The organism is Aurantiacibacter zhengii, from assembly GCF_003584125.1.
GTDB lineage: Bacteria > Pseudomonadota > Alphaproteobacteria > Sphingomonadales > Sphingomonadaceae > Alteraurantiacibacter > Alteraurantiacibacter zhengii.
In genome coordinates this window covers 23,459-39,695 of the sequence record NZ_QXFL01000010.1, presented here as the reverse complement: position 1 = coordinate 39,695, position 16,237 = coordinate 23,459, and the positions used below count along the sequence as shown (strand labels likewise).

Annotated in this window: 11 protein-coding genes; 2 read left to right on the top strand and 9 right to left on the bottom strand. The window is 64.4% G+C overall.

Annotated features, from left to right (window positions below; genetic code table 11):
- Nucleotides 1-160: 160 nt before the first annotated feature.
- The 6 genes from D2V07_RS16590 to D2V07_RS16565 all read right to left on the bottom strand — a co-directional run bounded on the left by D2V07_RS16590 (nucleotide 161) and on the right by D2V07_RS16565 (nucleotide 7,261).
- On the bottom strand, nucleotides 161-406 hold the full coding sequence (locus tag D2V07_RS16590) for a helix-turn-helix domain-containing protein (RefSeq protein WP_233548484.1): 246 nt from the start codon (nucleotides 404-406) through the stop codon (nucleotides 161-163).
- Between the two features lie 62 nt (nucleotides 407-468).
- Entirely contained in the window at nucleotides 469-1,698 is a 1,230-nt protein-coding gene (locus D2V07_RS19165; RefSeq protein ID WP_119588019.1) for a tyrosine-type recombinase/integrase, read from the bottom strand.
- Nucleotides 1,699-1,904: 206 nt separating this feature from the next.
- Complete coding sequence (locus D2V07_RS16580; protein ID WP_119588018.1) at nucleotides 1,905-2,915, bottom strand: acyltransferase family protein; 1,011 nt, start codon at nucleotides 2,913-2,915, stop codon at nucleotides 1,905-1,907.
- 344 nt (nucleotides 2,916-3,259) lie between these two features.
- Nucleotides 3,260-4,030 carry a class I SAM-dependent methyltransferase gene (locus tag D2V07_RS16575; RefSeq protein WP_199698823.1) on the bottom strand — a complete coding sequence of 257 codons (771 nt, stop codon included), beginning with the start codon at nucleotides 4,028-4,030 and terminating at the stop codon, nucleotides 3,260-3,262.
- Between the two features lie 52 nt (nucleotides 4,031-4,082).
- Nucleotides 4,083-6,890, bottom strand: a complete 2,808-nt coding sequence (secA, locus tag D2V07_RS16570; RefSeq protein WP_119588017.1) for a preprotein translocase subunit SecA — start codon at nucleotides 6,888-6,890, stop codon at nucleotides 4,083-4,085.
- A gap of 89 nt (nucleotides 6,891-6,979) precedes the next feature.
- Nucleotides 6,980-7,261 carry a hypothetical protein gene (locus D2V07_RS16565; RefSeq protein ID WP_119588016.1) on the bottom strand — a complete coding sequence of 94 codons (282 nt, stop codon included), beginning with the start codon at nucleotides 7,259-7,261 and terminating at the stop codon, nucleotides 6,980-6,982.
- Nucleotides 7,262-7,343: 82 nt separating this feature from the next.
- Here D2V07_RS16565 and argJ point away from each other — a divergent pair, with 82 nt between their 5' ends.
- Entirely contained in the window at nucleotides 7,344-8,570 is a 1,227-nt protein-coding gene (argJ, locus tag D2V07_RS16560; RefSeq protein ID WP_119588059.1) for a bifunctional glutamate N-acetyltransferase/amino-acid acetyltransferase ArgJ, read from the top strand.
- The gene (locus D2V07_RS16555; protein WP_119588015.1) at nucleotides 8,567-9,373 is read left to right on the top strand and encodes an inositol monophosphatase family protein; all 807 of its coding nucleotides are present in this window, start codon (nucleotides 8,567-8,569) and stop codon (nucleotides 9,371-9,373) included. The genes argJ and D2V07_RS16555 overlap by 4 nt, the downstream gene beginning before the upstream one ends.
- Nucleotides 9,374-9,378: 5 nt before the next feature.
- Here D2V07_RS16555 and trxA read toward each other — a convergent pair whose 3' ends face one another.
- The 3 genes from trxA to D2V07_RS16540 all read right to left on the bottom strand — a co-directional run bounded on the left by trxA (nucleotide 9,379) and on the right by D2V07_RS16540 (nucleotide 16,219).
- Nucleotides 9,379-9,699 (bottom strand): thioredoxin, encoded by a 321-nt coding sequence (trxA, locus tag D2V07_RS16550; protein WP_119588014.1) that lies wholly within the window; start codon nucleotides 9,697-9,699, stop codon nucleotides 9,379-9,381.
- A gap of 95 nt (nucleotides 9,700-9,794) precedes the next feature.
- Nucleotides 9,795-13,247, bottom strand: a complete 3,453-nt coding sequence (gene addA, locus D2V07_RS16545; RefSeq protein WP_119588013.1) for a double-strand break repair helicase AddA — start codon at nucleotides 13,245-13,247, stop codon at nucleotides 9,795-9,797.
- A complete protein-coding gene (locus D2V07_RS16540) occupies nucleotides 13,244-16,219 on the bottom strand; it encodes a PD-(D/E)XK nuclease family protein (RefSeq protein ID WP_119588012.1) in 2,976 nt (991 codons plus the stop codon). The genes addA and D2V07_RS16540 overlap by 4 nt, the downstream gene beginning before the upstream one ends.
- Between the last annotated feature and the right edge of the window lie 18 nt (nucleotides 16,220-16,237).

The following is a 16,237-nucleotide window of genomic DNA, read 5'->3' as shown; positions in this document are numbered from 1 at the left end:
CGAGGCGGTCCCTCATGGCGCGATTGGCTTGCAGCAGCGGGCGTTTCGCGGTAGAAAATCGGTGATCGCCGCCAAGCTGATCATTCCAGAGCCGCTGCCCTTGCCCAGGGTGGCGGCTTCGGCATTTATGGGTGCCGGCCCTTTCGTGGCGTTCCATTTCTCATGCAGCCTTGCTGCACAATTCAATCTGCCGGGCGACGTATGCACGGATGCTCTCGGTTGTTACCCGCGTGGCGCGGCCAACCTTGAACGTTTGAAGATCGCCGGAAGCAATCAGTTCATAGCCTTTGGTGACTCCCACACCAATTGCGGCAAAGGCTTCTTTCGGAGGTAGGGCAAGAGGTTCCATCTGTATTTCCTTCTGCGAGAAGCTGGCGAAGGCCAGCGGGTGCAGAGGAATGTTCACGAAATGCGCGATCTTCGCTATTTAACGCCCTAACGCACTAAATACATGATTTAACGTAGTTTTCACATTCGAAGCGGGAGTTGAACCACCTTCGCGCCCTCGCCCGCGACAAACGCGCCCCAGCCATCGAGCAGGGTTCGCCGCAGGTCGAGGAACTTCGCGCGATTGTAGGAGCGCACGACCTGATCCGGTATCTTGTGGGCAAGCGCAGCTTCCGCGACCGCCTCCGGTATTGAAGACATGCGTTCAGCCGCCCAAGTGCGGAACGACGCGCGGAAACCGTGGGCCGTGAAACCAGTAGGCCGCACCAGCTTGCTTATCGCGTTGTCGGTCAGCGCAGCACCGTTGCGATTAGGAAATACGAGGCAATCCCGCGCGTCTGTCCTGATCGCCTGCGCCCGCTCCAATATGGCTAGGGCTTGGGGAGACAGCGTGACGGTGTGCGCTTCGCCCGACTTCATCAATTCGGCTGGCCGGTGCCAGAGCGCTTTCTCAAGATCGAAGTGCGACCACATGGCCGACCGCACTTCACCATGACGAGCGCCTGTCAGTATTTGAAGCAGCAGGGCCAGCCGTGAAGGCGTGTCACCCTTGCCGGTTTGCTTGGCAAAGAACGCGGGCACCTGATCGTATGGCATCGAGGCAAAGTTGCCTTCGCTGGGTTGCTTAGGCAGCAGGGTTGAAAGCGCTTCACGCGGAGCGCCAGTTGCCCGCCAATCTTCTGCCTTCGCGTAGTTCAGAACGAGGCCGATCCGGGCGCGCAGTTTCTTCGCCATTGCAGCCTTTGTGGTCCAGAGCGGAGCAAGCGTAGCGGCCACGTCTTTATCGCTCACCATGTTGACCGGGCTATCTCCGATTACAGGGAACACGTGCTGTCCTAAGCTGGAAAGGAAGGACGTTGCGTTTTTCTCGGACCAGCCTGCCCGCTTGGCATCATGGCAAGCCTTCGCGGCTTCACGGAATGTCGGGGGCGTTTCGTCCCGCTGATCGCGGTGTGCAATCGGATTGCCGCCAGCGCGAGCCACCTTGCGTAATTCTCGCGCCTTGTCGCGCGCTTCCTCCAGGGAAACGAGATCGACAGGACCAAGGCCAATGTCGCGACGAAGGGTTTTCCCATCCGAACCTTTTGCCACCGTTCGCAGCATCCACGACTTCGAACCGATGGGTTCCGACGATCCCTTGCCCGGTTTTGCGACGAGCAGATACAGCCCGCCCCCGTCACCGTAGCGACCGGGTGTCTTTACCTTCTGGACTTTCAGAGCAGTAAGCTTCGGCACAGGTCTATCCCTCATTTACTCCCACATCATAATGCGGCTTCTAGCGAATTGCAACGAAGGGGTGCGAAGGATGCGGCGAGGAAGGCCCTAGGAAATCTGGGAAAGATCGAAGGCAAGCGAAGGCCAGCGATAAAGGGAATGGTTCCAACTCGGGGAGCCATTTTCCACTTCGCTGAACGCGGTTCGCGGTGGAAAGCTCAACGCAAATCAGCCGGAAGCGATCAACCCGGATGCGGCGCACGCATCTGATCGGACGCGCGCGTATTGCTCTTCCCGGTCCGCGCCGCTTCCACTGTCAGCATCAGCAATGCGGCGACCGCCAGACAGATTACGGTGGTGCCAAGCGGGCTGATGCCCAGCGCCCTGCTGAACAGGATGATCGGGAAATGGGTCGCATAAAGCGGGTATGACAGGCCGCCCAGTACGCCGCCGATGGCAGCCGGCATCTGCCCCAGCGTACCGCGGATGAACACGGGGATCAGGCCGAGGAATACCAGCGAGGCTATCCAGTCTGCGAGGGCGTACTGCAAGGCCGCTGTCACGAACGGAAAGGCGATCACCGCTGGCGCAGCACTGCGCCACAGGGCGCGGTCGCCGCAGGTGCGGTAAAGGATCACCCCGATCACGTAACACGACAGCCCTCGCAGCAGGGTATTGGGCAGGTAAGCCATGCTGCTGAGCGAGTGCGTACCGCCGTCGCGCCAGGCGACGACTGCATAGAGCGCGACAGCCACGGCAAGCACCAGCCACAGCCGTTCGCGCCGGGCCAGGAAAGCGCCGTGCACCCAGTTCAGGAACAGCTCGACCGTCAAAGACCATGCCGCGCCGTTGAGGGGATAGGTGAATGCGCCGATGGGTACGGGAAGGAACAGGATCGTCCCGATCACACCTGCTACCACGACATGGTTCGGAAAATATCCGGTCGCCACGGCGAAGACGAGGCCGATCCCCCCGCCTATGAAGGCGCATGGGGCGAGCCTGTTGTATCGTTTCAGCAGGAAGCGGGTGGCACCAAGCCCTTCGCGCAGCTTGGCGTCATAGGTTCGCGCCATCACGAAGCCGGAAAGCGCAAAGAACAGGTCGACCGAGCGCCCCGCAATCGGCAGCAGGTCCGGCAGGAAGTAATAGTGGCAAAGGTGGTGCAGGAACACGGCGAGTGCCGCCACGCCGCGCAGCGCGTCGAGACCGTGAAGCCGTGTCATACCCAGCGCCCTGCCCTGTCTAGCGGACATGCGTCGGCGACAGGGGTTGGCTCTTCGAGAAAGAAATCGAGTGCAGCATCACTGGCCCCTTCGCGTGTGTCACCAGGGGGTGTCGCAGCAAGCGGCTAATATGAAGTTAACCATGGGAGCCATGCGGGCAAAGTTGGCTACCAGCAGTGCGGGATGGCGAGCTGCTCACGCAAAGCTGTCCAGTCCGGACAAAACAAAGGCCGCGCTTCTTTGACTCGTCAGCCAGGGAGAAAGCGCAGCCTTGTAATCGCAGTAATGCACTAAATCGCGAGCGGTTCCGCCACGTACAAAAAATTTTTTGCAACTATTTCGGGCGGCGCAATCAAGGCCAGAGGTCGGGTTTGTTAACCCGGTTTTCTGAACCGGAAAGCAAACTTGTCCGTCACGCCGCCGAATTCGCGCGGTCCGGCCGTGTGCGGGTCTGCCGGGTTTCGCAGCACGTCACTCTCCGCTTCCAGCGTGAAGCCGGCGGCGGCTACCTGCTCGCGCACGGCGGCAGGATCTATGCGGTGGAGGGTCGAGGTGGCTGCAAGGCCGGTGCCGGGGGCAGCGTGGTCTTCCACGAAGTAGATGCCGCCGGGCTTCAGCGCATCGAAGGCCCAGGCATTTGTCACGCCGATATCGCCGTTGGCGAAGTCGTGGTAGTTTTCCGTCGTCCAGACGAGATCGACCTGTTCCGGAAGGGACATCGCATCGTAGCCTTCCACCACGACAACCTCCACATTGCCATACTGTTCGGCGATGGCATTGATGGTGTCGAGCCCGCCTTCGCGGTTGGCATAAAAGGCCGGCATCAGGGCATAGACCTTGCCCTCTGGCCCGACTGTCTGTGACAGGATGCGCGTGTAATAACCGCCGCCCGGCGCCATCTCGGCAATCGTGTCACCGCGCTGCACGCCGGCAAATGCGACGATCTCCTCCGGCTGGCGCGCTTCATCGCGAGCCTTGTCCTCGGCCGGGCGCGCCGGGCTGAGCACTGCGGCCATGATGTAATCGCCCATGTCGGCCAGCGCGTAACTGACCGGGGCTGGCGATTCGAGTGCCGAACAGCCGGCGAGGGTTAGTGCGGCAAGGCTCGACGTGGCGGCGACGATGGGCCTGAAAGTGGATGGCATGGGGGCTCTCCTTCGCCCCCATGCTATCTGCTTCAAACTTGCAGGCAAGCCGTTAGGCGACCGCGCCGTGGCAATGCTTGTACTTGTTGCCCGAACCGCACGGGCACGGCGCATTGCGGCTGACGTTCTTGTCGGCATAGGGATTTTCGCGCTGGGCGGAACCGGCGGTGCCGGTGCTTGCCACGGGCGAACTGGCCAGGGTGCCGAACAGCGGCTGCATCCGTTCCGAACCGTCGCCATCGTTACTGTCGTCCTCACCCGTGAACGGATCGACGTGCCCGGTCAGGAAGTCGGGCAGATCCGGCAGGGCGCGCGGCGACGGCGGCGGAGCCGCGGGACGCAGTTGCGCCGTCATCAGAACCTTCGTCACGTCCTCGCGCAGGGTGTCGAGCATGGTCTGGAACAGGCCGAAGGCTTCCTGTTTGTACTCGTTGATCGGCTGCTTCTGAGCATAGGCACGCAGGAACACCACCTGGCGCAGCGCATCCAGCGTGGCGAGGTGTTCCTTCCAGTGATAGTCGAGCCGTTCGAGCAGGATGGATTTCTCCACCCGCCGCCACGAGTTCTCGGGAATTTCCGCAGTCCGTTCGTTGAGCCGCTCCTCGGCCAGGTCTTGCAGGCGCTCTTCGATCAGTTCCGGCTCGACCGCATCCTCTTCCATCCAGTCGTTGATCGGCGGAGTGAGGCCCAGCACGTCGGCGACCTTTTCCTTCAGCCCCTCGACGTCCCACTGTTCCGGGTAGGAGCCTGGCGGACAGGCTTCGACCACCAGCGAGTTGATGGCATCCTGGCGCATGTCGAGCACGACATCGTCCACGCGCTCCGAATCCATGATTTCGGCTCGCTGGTCGTAAATGACCTTGCGCTGGTCGTTCATCACGTCGTCGTACTGCACGACCTGCTTGCGCATTTCGTAGTTGCGCGCCTCGACCTTCTTCTGCGCGGTCTCGATGGCCTTGGAAAGCCACTTGGAGCCGATGGCCTCGCCATCTTCAAGGTTGGCGTTCATCATCTTGGAGAACAGCGTGTCCGGCCCGAAGATGCGCAGCAGGTCATCTTCCAGGCAGAGGTAGAAACGCGACAAGCCAGGGTCGCCCTGGCGGCCCGAACGGCCGCGCAGCTGATTGTCGATGCGGCGGCTCTCGTGGCGTTCGGTGCCGAGCACGAACAGGCCGCCTGCCTCTTTCACCTTCTGGCGCTCTTCCTTCACCTCGGCCTTGATGCGCTCGATCGCGGCATCCTTTTCAGGGCCGTCTTCCATCTCGGCAAGCTCGTCGCCGACGCGGAATTCCACGTTGCCGCCAAGCTGAATGTCCGTACCGCGACCGGCCATGTTGGTGGCGATGGTAACGGCACCGATGCGGCCCGCCTGCGCCACGATGTGGGCTTCCTGTTCGTGCATGCGGGCGTTCAGGACGGCGTGCTTCACGCCTTCCTTGTCGAGGAACTGGCTGAGCAGCTCGGATTTCTCGATGGAGACCGTACCCACCAGCACCGGCTGGCCGATCTCGTTCTTTTCCTTGATAGCTTTCGCAATGGCGGCGAACTTGTCGAGCGTGTTCTTGTAGAACTCGTCCTCCTCGTCCACGCGCGCCACGGGAACGTTGGTGGGGATTTCCACCACGTTCAGCTTGTAGATGTCCCAGAACTCGCTCGCCTCGGTGGCGGCGGTGCCGGTCATACCGGAAAGCTTGGGATACATGCGGAAATAGTTCTGGAAAGTGATCGAGGCCATTGTCTGGTTCTCGGGCTGGATTTCCACCCCTTCCTTGGCCTCTGCCGCCTGGTGCAGGCCGTTCGACCAGCGCCGCCCGTCCATCATACGGCCGGTGAACTCGTCGATGATCACGACCTTGTCGTCCTTGACGATGTAATCGGTATCCTTCTTGAACATCACTACCGCGCGCAGCGCCTGGTCCAGGTGATGGACGACCTGCGTGTTCTCCACGTCATAGAGGTTGTCGGTTTCGAGCAGGCCGGCGGCGATCAGCCGCTTTTCCATCTCTTCCACGCCCTCTTCGGTGAGCTGGATGTTCCGGGTCTTCTCGTCCTTGGTGTAGAAGCTTTCCTCTTCGGTCAGCTCATCACCGCGCTCTTTCTCCAGCGCCTCCTGGTCCTTCACGATCTGCTTCACCATCGCGTCCAGCGCGATGTAAAGGTCGCTCTTGTCCTCGGTCGGGCCGGAGATGATCAGCGGGGTACGCGCTTCGTCGATCAGGATGGAATCCACCTCGTCGACGATGGCGTAGTTGAAGGGGCGCTGCACCATCTGGCGGCGCTCCTGCTTCATGTTGTCGCGCAGGTAGTCGAAACCGAATTCGTTGTTCGTGCCATAGGTGATGTCGGCGGCGTAGGCATCGCGCCGGGCAGCTTCGGGCAGGTTCGGCACGATCACGCCCGTGGTCAGGCCCAGGAAGCCGTACAGCTGGCCCATCCATTCCGCGTCGCGGCGGGCGAGGTAGTCGTTCACGGTAACGACGTGGACGCCCTTGCCTTCGATGGCGTTCAGGTAGGTGGCCAGCGTTGCGACCAGCGTCTTGCCCTCACCCGTCTTCATTTCGGCGATTTCGCCGCGATGGAGCACGATGCCGCCGACCATCTGCACGTCGTAGTGGCGCATGCCCATGACGCGCTTCGATGCCTCGCGCACGGTGGCGAAAGCTTCGGGCAAAATATCGTCGAGGGTCGCGCCCTCTTCCAGCTTCTTGCGGAACTTGAGAGTCTGCGCCTTCAGCTCGTCGTCGGAGAAATCCTCGAGCTGCTCTTCAAGCGCATTGATGCGCCCGACGATCTTGTCGAGCGAACGGACGTAACGGTCGTTGGACGAACCGAAAACGGACTTGGCGATGGTCTGCCACATGATGGGCCTATCCTGTCAGATAATATGGAAAGAGGCCGCGCATGGGTGCGCAGCCGGAATTAATCAGGCGATGTAAGGAGCATGCGGCACTATTCGTGCGCGCGGTCTGCCTGCAACTGCACGGTGGGCGTGTGGACGATGAGGGGCCGCGGCCTGCATGGCTGCCGGACCTGCGGATCACGCGCCTTGCCGCGCACCAGTTCCAGCGGCAGGCTGACGACCTGGCAGTCCGAAGTATCGCCCGATGCCGCCACGCTGACCACGTTGGCCTGTGCCGCCACGGCAGGCGTGGCAACCAGGCCGAGGCCCGAAACAAGCGCAAGGAGGGTAAGCAGTTGGCGTAACATCTCGCCTTCCAGATAGCGCGTCATTCCCCAAAGTCCACCAGCGATGCTTTTACAGCCGTGAATTGTCGTGTTGGCGCGCAGGTAAAGGGCCTTTATGGCGGCGGGCATGGACCTAGAAAGATCGCCCCTCGCCCTGCCCTTTCCCGATATGCCCGCGATCGAGGGTGTGACACTCCGCGTTGGCCGTGCGGGTTACAAGAACTGGGACAGGGCCGATCTCACCTATGCCGAACTGTCAAAAGGCACGGCGCTGGCAGGCGTGTTCACCCGCAACGTCTGCTGTTCCAGCGAGGTGGAGCTGGGGCGCGAACAGGTGAAGCTGGGCCAGGCCCGTGCGCTGGTGGTCAATGCCGGCAATTCCAACGCCTTTACCGGCTATCGCGGACGCGAAGCGGTGGAGCAGATCATGGCGCAGGTGGCGCATCATCTCGATTGCAAGCCGTCGGACGTTCTGGTGTCCTCCACCGGGGTCATCGGCGTGCCGCTGCCCAAGGACAAGGCCGAGGCGGGCATCGCACGGGTTCTGGATGCACCAGAGGTTTCCTACGAGGACGCAGCCCGAACCATCGGCACCACCGATACCTTCGCCAAGGGTGCCACCGCCACCGCCATGCTGGGCGATACGAAGGTTATCCTGAACGGTATCGTCAAGGGCAGCGGCATGATCGCGCCCGACATGGCGACGATGCTCGGCTACATCTTCACCGACGCGGCGGTCGACCCGGCCTTCCTGCAACAGTGCCTTTCCGCAGCCAGTGCCGGCACGTTCAACTGCATCACCGTGGACAGCGACACGTCCACCAGCGATACCGTGCTGGCATTCGCCACCGGCAAGGCAGGCAACGCGCCGCTTGCAGGTTTCGACGATGCCGGGGCCGATGCCTTCATGGCAGCGCTGCACGATGTGTGCCGCCAGCTGGCGCATCTGGTGGTGCGCGACGGCGAAGGCGCGCAGAAATTCATCGCGGTGAATGTCACTGGCGCAGAATCGGACGAGAGCGCCCGTCGCGTGGGGCTCGCCATCGCGAATTCCCCTCTGGTAAAAACGGCGATTGCGGGCAGCGATGCCAATTGGGGCCGCGTCGTGATGGCGGTGGGCAAGGCGGGCGAGCCTGCCGACCGCGACAAGCTGGGCATCGCATTTGGCGGCGTGTGGGCGGCGAGAAATGGACTTCCCCTTCCCGACTATGACGAAGCACCCGTGGCGAAACATCTTGAGGGCAATGAGATCGACATCGACGTCGACCTGGGGCTTGGCGAAGGCCGGGCAACGGTATGGACCTGCGATCTCACCCACGGTTACATTGCGATCAATGCGGATTACCGGTCATGAGCGTCATCGACCGCGAGATCCTGGCCCTGTGCCGTGACGTGACCGAACGGGTCATCCTGCCACGCTACCGCAACCTTGCCGATCACCAAGTTGAGGACAAGGGTGGCAACGACCCCGTCACCATCGCCGACAGGGAGAGCGAGGTCGCCTTGCAGGAAGGTTTGGCAAAGCTTGCCCCCGGCCTGCTCTGCGTAGGGGAAGAAGCCGCGCACGAGGACAAGTCGGTGCTCGAACGGTTGAAGGGGCCGTGCTGGATCGTCGATCCGATCGACGGCACCCGCAACTTCGCTAGCGGACAGCCGCCCTTCGGCATTCTTATTGCGCAGGCCGATCATGGCGTCGCGCAAAGCGGGTGGATCTACGATTGCCTTTCGGGCCGGTTCTGCGCCGCCCATCGCGGCAAGGGAGCCTATGTCGGCGGAGAGCGCATCACCGCACGTACCACCGGAGAGGACCCGCCCGTGGCCGCGATCTCGCTGATTTTCATGGATGATACCAAGCGCGCCGCGATGATCGAGCACATCTGCCCGAACTATCGCCTCACCGACATTCCCTATTGCGCTGCCGAGCAATACCCGCGCCTCGCACTGGGCGAGAACGACGTGTCGATATTCGAGCGCACGCTGGCATGGGATCATGCCGTGGGCTGCCTGTGGCTGGAGGAAGCGGGCGGCAAGGTTGCGCGCCCCGATGACGGGTCACCCTACAGGGTGGACGAATGGGACCGCAAAGGTCTGGTCGCCGCCGCCACACCGTCCCTGTGGGACGACATGGCGGCGCGGCTCAATTCGCTTGAAGCCTGACGGCCTTAGAGAACGCTTTCGAGCCAGCTCTTCAGTGCGTTCTTCGGCGCGGCACCCATCTGCTGGGCCACTGGCTTTCCGTCCTTGAACACGACCAGGTAGGGGATCGACTGCACGCCCATCTGGCCGGGCACGTCGGGGTTTTCCATGATGTCCATCTTGGCGATCGTCACCTTGTCCGCCATCTCGTCCGAAATCTCTTCCAGTGCGGGCGCGATCATCTTGCAGGGGCCGCACCAGTCGGCCCAGAAATCCACCAGCACGGGCTTGTCGGCGTCCAGCACGTCTGACTGGAAGCTGGCATCGGTTACGTTCACGGTCGCCATCAATGTTCTCCTGAATTCAATTGGCACCCTAACTAGGCGCTTCGTTCAGGGACTCAATGCTTGGGTAACAAAAGCTTTCCTTGGGGCCGCCAACACTAGGGCTTGTGACGGGCCAGCACGTCCGCGGGAATGGCGATGAGCCGGGGTGTCTGGGTGTAGAGCACGACGGCCTCTATCGCCCGGTCCGGATAGATCACCGCCAGTGCTGCGGCATAGGCGCCCATCTGCCGCAGCGTCGATTCGGGAACCTGCGCCAGACTGCCCGGTGGACGGCGCGCCGTCTTGAAATCGGCGACCAGCACCCGGTCGGGCGTTACCAGCAGCCGGTCTGCGGTACCGGCGATCACCTGTTCCCCGACGGTCGCCGCAAGCGGCACCTCCGCCAGTGCATCGGGGCCGAACAGGCCCTGCCACTCGGGTTCGTCGATAACTGCCAAGGCCCGCTGAAGCATCTCGTCGCGTTCGGCATCGGACAGATCCGGCCCGTGCCGTTGCAGCCAGGCCCGCCCGCCGCTTTCGCGCAGGTCGCGCGGGGTGTCGGGCAGACGCTCCAGCAGCGCGTGGATCAGCACCCCGCGCCGCGCGGCGATGGCGGCCTGATCGGCGGGTAGCGGCGGATCCGCGCCCTGCTCATCCATCCCGGCAGACGGCGCAAGAGGGCGCGGCGGGCGCGGTTCGGGTCCGATGGGCGTGGTCGCCCACCTCGGCAGCACCGGCGGGATCGGCAATGCCTGTTGCGACTTGTGCGGCACGGCTTCGGCATGCTCTCCGCGCTCCAGCCGCCAACCCCAAGTGGGATCGTCCAGCGGCACGGCATCGAACAGCGGCGCAAGGCGGGCATACCAGCTGTCCTCGGCAGGCTCCTTCTCCCGTTTGCCCAGCGCACCGCCGATGAACAGCGCTTCCTCGGCGCGGGTCATCGCCACGTAAAGCAGTCGCCAGTGCTCCTCCCGCTCGGCCGCCTTGGCGGCATCGGCAGCGGCCTGGATGCGGCCCACCCGTTCTTCGCTGCGCAGCGCCGGTAACGGGATGGTGCGCCCCTCCCCGCCCGGCAGATCTTCCTCCAGTTCGAGACCGGACGCGCGCGAGGCATCGGGATCGCCGCAGGCATCGGCCAGAATCACGATGGGTGCCTGCAAACCCTTCGATCCATGCACGGTCATCACCCGCACCATGTCGCCCGCACCTTCCGCCTCGCGCTTCAGTTCCCCGTCGCCCGCATCGAACCAGCGGATAAAGCCCTGCAGGCTGGGCGTGCTGGAGGCGCTGAATTGCTGCGCGGCGTTAAGCAGTTCGTCGATCGGGTCGTTGGCTTCCCGGCCCAGCCTCGCGACCAGTTTGCCGCGCGCTTTCCACGGACCGAGCAGCACCCAGTGGAGCAGGGCCTGCGGCGTCTCGAAATCAGCGAGGGCCAGCAGTTGCGAGAGCATGGCGACAGCTTCCTGCGGCCTTCCAGCGTCGAGATCGCGCAGGTGATCCCACAGCGCCACGCCCTTGTCGCGCGCGGCATATTCCAGCAGGTCGCCCTGGCTCCATCCGAAAATCGGCGAGACAAGCAGGCAGGCGAGGCTCAGGTCATCGCGCGGCTGCGCGGCAAAACGGAGCGCGGCCATCAAATCCTTCACCGCCAGCGGCGCGCCAAGCCGCAACCGGTCGACACCGGCCACGGGCACGTTCGCAGCGTGCAGCTTCGCCACGATCAGCCCGGCCAGTTCCTTGCGTTTGCGCACCAGCACCATGAAGTCGCCCGGCGTGGCATTGCGCGGGTTTGCCTTGTCTTTCACCAGCGGGAAGCCGCCGTCCCACATGCGCTTGATCTGGTCGGCGATCTTTTCGGCCATGCGGCGTTCGGGTTCGGAGACGCCGATCTCGGGGCCGTCTTCGCCCTCCTCCTCCACCTCGTCCGGGTGTCCGTGAACAGGCGCCCACAGCGTGACAAGTCCGGGGCGATCATCGCCGATGTGCGGGTCGGGCTTGCGGTCGAGGCCGAAATTGCCGTGACCGATAGCCTCGATCGCCTCGTCCACAAAGGCGAGGACGCTTTGCGCCGTGCGGTATGACCGGCCCAGCCCAAGGTCCTGCAAGGTGCGCGCATCGATCCCCTGGCGCGCCTGCGCGGCGCCCTGCACCCAGTCGGACAGCCGCCTGGCATAGCTGGCGCGTGCTGCGGCAAAGTTCTCCGGGCTCGTTCCCTGGAAACGGAAGATCGCCTGCTTGTAATCGCCCACCACGAAGATCGTGCGCAGCCTGTCTTCGGCCTGTCCCAGCCCGGCGAAGAAATCATCGGTCAGCGCGTCGATGATGGCCCATTGCGCCGCGTTAGTATCCTGCGCCTCGTCCACTAGGATATGGTCGAAGCGGCGGTCCAGCTTGTAGCGGATCCATGCCGACATGTCCGAATTGCCTAGAAGCCGGGCGGCGCGCATGATCAGATCGTCGAAATCGACCAGCCCCTCGCGTGCCTTGGCCTCGTCCCACGCTATGGCGAACTTGCGGCCTACTTCCAGTGCGGGGGTGATGGTGTCGACAAGGTCGAGCAGGGTCGCCTGCTCCTGTATGGCCGCGAGATGCTCTGCAACGCGGGCGGCGCTATCGGCAACGTATGGGTCGTGCTTTTCGAGGCTGGCGAGCGAGCGGACATCGCCTTTCTGGGTGAACAGCGCCTTGGTCAGGTCCTCGCACCTGTCGAAGCGCGCATTGTGGTCACCCGCAAGCCACCCATCGATCGCTTCAAGGCAACCGAGCGCCGTCTTCGTGCCCCACGCCGCATGCGCGGCCCGCCATTGCCGCAATGCATCGGTATCGAACGCGTCATCCGCGCACAGTTTTGCAAGATCCTGGCGTGAGGCGTCGGCATCCAAGCCCAGCAGCCGCTTCACGCGCGGTTCCATTGGTGGTTGCCATGCACCCGGACCGAACCACACGCCGCGCGCCGCCGCGCAGCGCATCAGCCAGCCTCGCGCCCCGTCCGAGCCCATGCGCAGCGACAGGCTTTCCAGCGCCGATTGCGTCGCGGCGTCGCTTTTCTCCCAGTCCACCAGCAGTTCGCGCAGTACGCGCTCGGCGAGCATGTCGCGGTCGCGATCTTCCATCGGGCGGGTGCCAGGGATCAGGCCAGCCTCTTCCGGGAATGCAGCCAGCAGCCACTGCGAGAACGCGTGGATCGTGTCGATCCGCAGCCCCCCGCCGGGGCAATCGAGCACGGCTGCGAACAGCGTGCGGGCGCGGGCGCGGGTTTCGGGATCGATATCCGCGCCGATGGCCCGCAGGTCGGCCACCAACCGGTCGTCCTCCATCCGGACCCAGTTCGCCAGCACCTCGTTCACGCGGGTTGCCATTTCGGCGGCGCCTGCCTTGGTGAAGGTGAGGCACAGGATATGCTCGGGCCGCACGCCCGGCGTCAGCAGCAGGCGCAGCACGCGGGCGGACAGCACCTGCGTCTTGCCGGTGCCCGCCGACGCGGACAGCCACACGCTGTCGCGCGGATCGACAGCCAGCGACTGGTTGTCCTTGAGGGGGAAGACCCGACCTGTTCTTGGGCCGCTCATGCCTCGTCCCGCCCCTGCCACTCGGCAAGCCGCATCAACTGGTCATAGGTGTCGTAGCCCGGCGCATCGGGGTTTAAGCGCGCGGTAAAAGGCTCATTCCCCAGCAGCCAGCGATCCAAGGCGTCGTCGAGGTATCGACGCGCTTCGGGCAGGAAATCTTCTGGGGGGATGCCCGTGCGCTTCTTTCCTTCCAGCAGCGGGGTGGAGACATAGCCGAAGCCGGTCTTGTGGTCCTTGGCCTTGGCCTTCCCCAGCGACCAGTATTCGAACTTCACCGGATCGCCGGTGATGTTGTCGAACCCGCCGGCCTGCGCAATCAGGCCGATGGTGCCGAGTTGCAGCGCAAAGCCTTCCTCTACCTGCGCGCCGGTTGGCGGACTGCCGGTCTTGTAATCGACCACGGCGAGCGAGCCATCGGCCAGCCTGTCGATCCGGTCGGCCTTGCCGAAGATCCGGATGCCTCGTTCGGTCATTTCACCCCATTGCTCTATGGCGACTGGCTTGCGCTCCGGGTCGGCCTCTATCGCTTCGGCAACCCATTGCAGCGCCGCCAGCAGGCGTGGCCGCCACAGGGCGCGCATCAATGGGTGGGCGGACATTTCGCGCAGGTGACGGTCGGCCAGCTCGGCAAGTTCACCCTTGCCGTTGTGCCAGTCCTCCAGGATCGCATGCGCCAGTTCGCCCTGCCAGGCAGGCGTTGGCTGGGCATCGACATGGTCGAGTTCGCCCAATCGCAGCAGCTTGGCGGCGTAATACTGGTAGGGATCGCTGCGCAGCCTATCGAGCGCGGTAACGCTGATGTCCTGCCGCCGCATTTCGGCAGGAGGACACGGTTGCGGGCGCGGGGCGTGCGGCACTTGCGGTGGATCGTCGAGCGCGCGGGCGAGCGTGACGACTTCCCTGTCCTCGTGCCTCGCAACAAGGTCCTCCCCCAGCAAGGCCCGCACGCGCAGCAGGAAGCGGGAGGCGATGGCAGGCCCGGCAAGATCCCTCCGCGCGCGGGTCAGCACCACCTCCGGCGCGCCGAGAGCCCCGGCAAGATCGTGCGCGGAAAAGCCGATGCGGAAATCCGCGCCCGGCACGCCCAGCGCACGCAGGACGCCCGGTGCCAACAGCGGATCGGTTGCCGGACGCGGCGGCCAGGTCCCTTCGTTCAGGCCCGCGCAGATGACCAGGTCCGCGCGCGTCATGCGCGCTTCCAGCAAGCCGTAGATCGCCACCCGCGGATGACCCCCATAGGGAGGTCGCACGGCAACGCGGTCCATCGCATCGCGCAGCACGAAAGGCAGTTCGTCGGCTTCCAGCGGCGTGGCGATATCGCGCGCGTGAAGGCGCAGGTCCTCGACAAAGGCCGACAACGACCGGCCATCCTCGCGTGCCCAAAGGCTCTCGCCGCACAGCGCCTCCCCCGCCTCGGCAAGCAGGTCCAGCCAAGTGGCGAGATCGGCTTCGCTACCGGCACCCAGCAGCGGGGTAAGAGCAGCTTCGACATCCTGCCACCACGGCTCGACGCCCGCCTTCCTGGCCAGCGGGTGCAGCGGGGCGAGACCGGGTGCCTTCCGCGGACCGCGCAGTTGCAGCTCGAACCGGCGGGCGGCGCGCAGCCACGCGGCCCTGCCCTCACCCGCTGCCACCAGGGGGTGCTCCAGCAGGGCAATCAGGGGAACGGGTGCGGCGGGCTCAGCAGCAATTTCGGCCAGCAAAAGGAGGACGCGCCCCGCAGCGGTTTCGCCCAGCGGGCGGCCAGCGGAATCGTCTGCCTCGATGTGCCAGCGCCGCAGGTGCTGGGCCACACGGCTGGCAAGGCCACGGTCGGGGGTGACGACGGCAACACGCCTTTCCGGCTCGTCCAGCGCCTCCCGCACCATCAGCGCGACGGCCTGCGCTTCCTCTTCCGGATTGGCAGTCTCTACCAGTCTCACGCCCGACATACGTCGTTTTGCCGCGGGCAGCTTCACCCATGCCTTGCTCGCTTCGGGCGGTAGGAAGAGACTGGAAATGGCGTGCGTGCGCTCTGGCGGACCCTTGGCGAGACCGGCACGGTGCCATTGCTGCACCTCGGCCCTCGCCACGCCCATGCGGTTCAGGAGCAGTTTCAGATGATATTGCGGATGGGTCAGCGCATCGCCGCTGGCGAAGGGGGTTTCGCCTGCCGTATCTCCCGCGCTGCCCAGTTCGTCCCACACCTCGTCTCCCATCGACAGGTCGAGATCGGGCAGCACCACCGCGCCCTGCGGCAATTCGGATACCGTACGCAGCAACCGTGCCAGTGCGGGTGCGGCGCTGGTGACACCGGCGGCGACGAAAGGCGTTTCGGGCGGTGTTTCGCGCATGCGCCGCGCGGCCTCCCGGAACAGCATGTTGCGCCGGGCGGCAGCGTCCCGCTCCCCGCGCTTCTGCAAGTCGTCGAGCCACAAGCGCTGTACCGTGGCGAACAGGTGCAGGTTGTACCGCCAGTGCTCCGACAGGTCGCCCACCATGTCCAGCACGCCGTCCGACAGCAGATCGTCCGGGGCGATCTCCTCCACCAGCAGGCGGTCCATCACCTGGCCGGTTTCGCGCGCCAAGCGGAGCAGCGCGGCGCCCCGCGGGGCCTTGTCGCCGCGGACTTCGCGGATCAGCGTGGCAAGGCGCAGCCATCGGCGTGTCGGATCGGCGGCGGGCGGGATCGCAGCGCCTGCACCCAGCGAATCGAACAGCGGCCCCAGCGATTCGTCGAGATCGAGATCGCCCACCAGCACCATGCGGGGCATCAGCAGACCCGGCCGGCCAGTCTCGCCCGCATGGCGGACAAACGCTTCGCTCATGGTCCGCGCGGCTCGCGCGCTGGGCAGCAGCAGCGTCAAGCGGGCAAGGCCGAAGGCGTCCTCGCCGTAGCGCGGCACCAGCCCCGCCACCAGCGCATCGGCGAATCCGCGATGCGCAGCAATGGAATAAACCTGAGGTGTTTGAATGTCTTGCCGCCCCGCCATCAGGTCAGCCTAGACCCG

Coding starts and splice junctions, on each gene's coding strand:
- D2V07_RS19165 (WP_119588019.1), bottom strand. CDS start 1,698: ATGAGGGATAGACCTGTGCCGAAGCTTACTGCTCTGAAAGTCCAGAAG.
- D2V07_RS16580 (WP_119588018.1), bottom strand. CDS start 2,915: ATGTCCGCTAGACAGGGCAGGGCGCTGGGTATGACACGGCTTCACGGT.
- D2V07_RS16575 (WP_199698823.1), bottom strand. CDS start 4,030: ATGCCATCCACTTTCAGGCCCATCGTCGCCGCCACGTCGAGCCTTGCC.
- secA (WP_119588017.1), bottom strand. CDS start 6,890: ATGTGGCAGACCATCGCCAAGTCCGTTTTCGGTTCGTCCAACGACCGT.
- D2V07_RS16565 (WP_119588016.1), bottom strand. CDS start 7,261: ATGACGCGCTATCTGGAAGGCGAGATGTTACGCCAACTGCTTACCCTC.
- argJ (WP_119588059.1), top strand. CDS start 7,344: ATGGACCTAGAAAGATCGCCCCTCGCCCTGCCCTTTCCCGATATGCCC.
- D2V07_RS16555 (WP_119588015.1), top strand. CDS start 8,567: ATGAGCGTCATCGACCGCGAGATCCTGGCCCTGTGCCGTGACGTGACC.
- trxA (WP_119588014.1), bottom strand. CDS start 9,699: ATGGCGACCGTGAACGTAACCGATGCCAGCTTCCAGTCAGACGTGCTG.
- addA (WP_119588013.1), bottom strand. CDS start 13,247: ATGAGCGGCCCAAGAACAGGTCGGGTCTTCCCCCTCAAGGACAACCAG.
- D2V07_RS16540 (WP_119588012.1), bottom strand. CDS start 16,219: ATGGCGGGGCGGCAAGACATTCAAACACCTCAGGTTTATTCCATTGCT.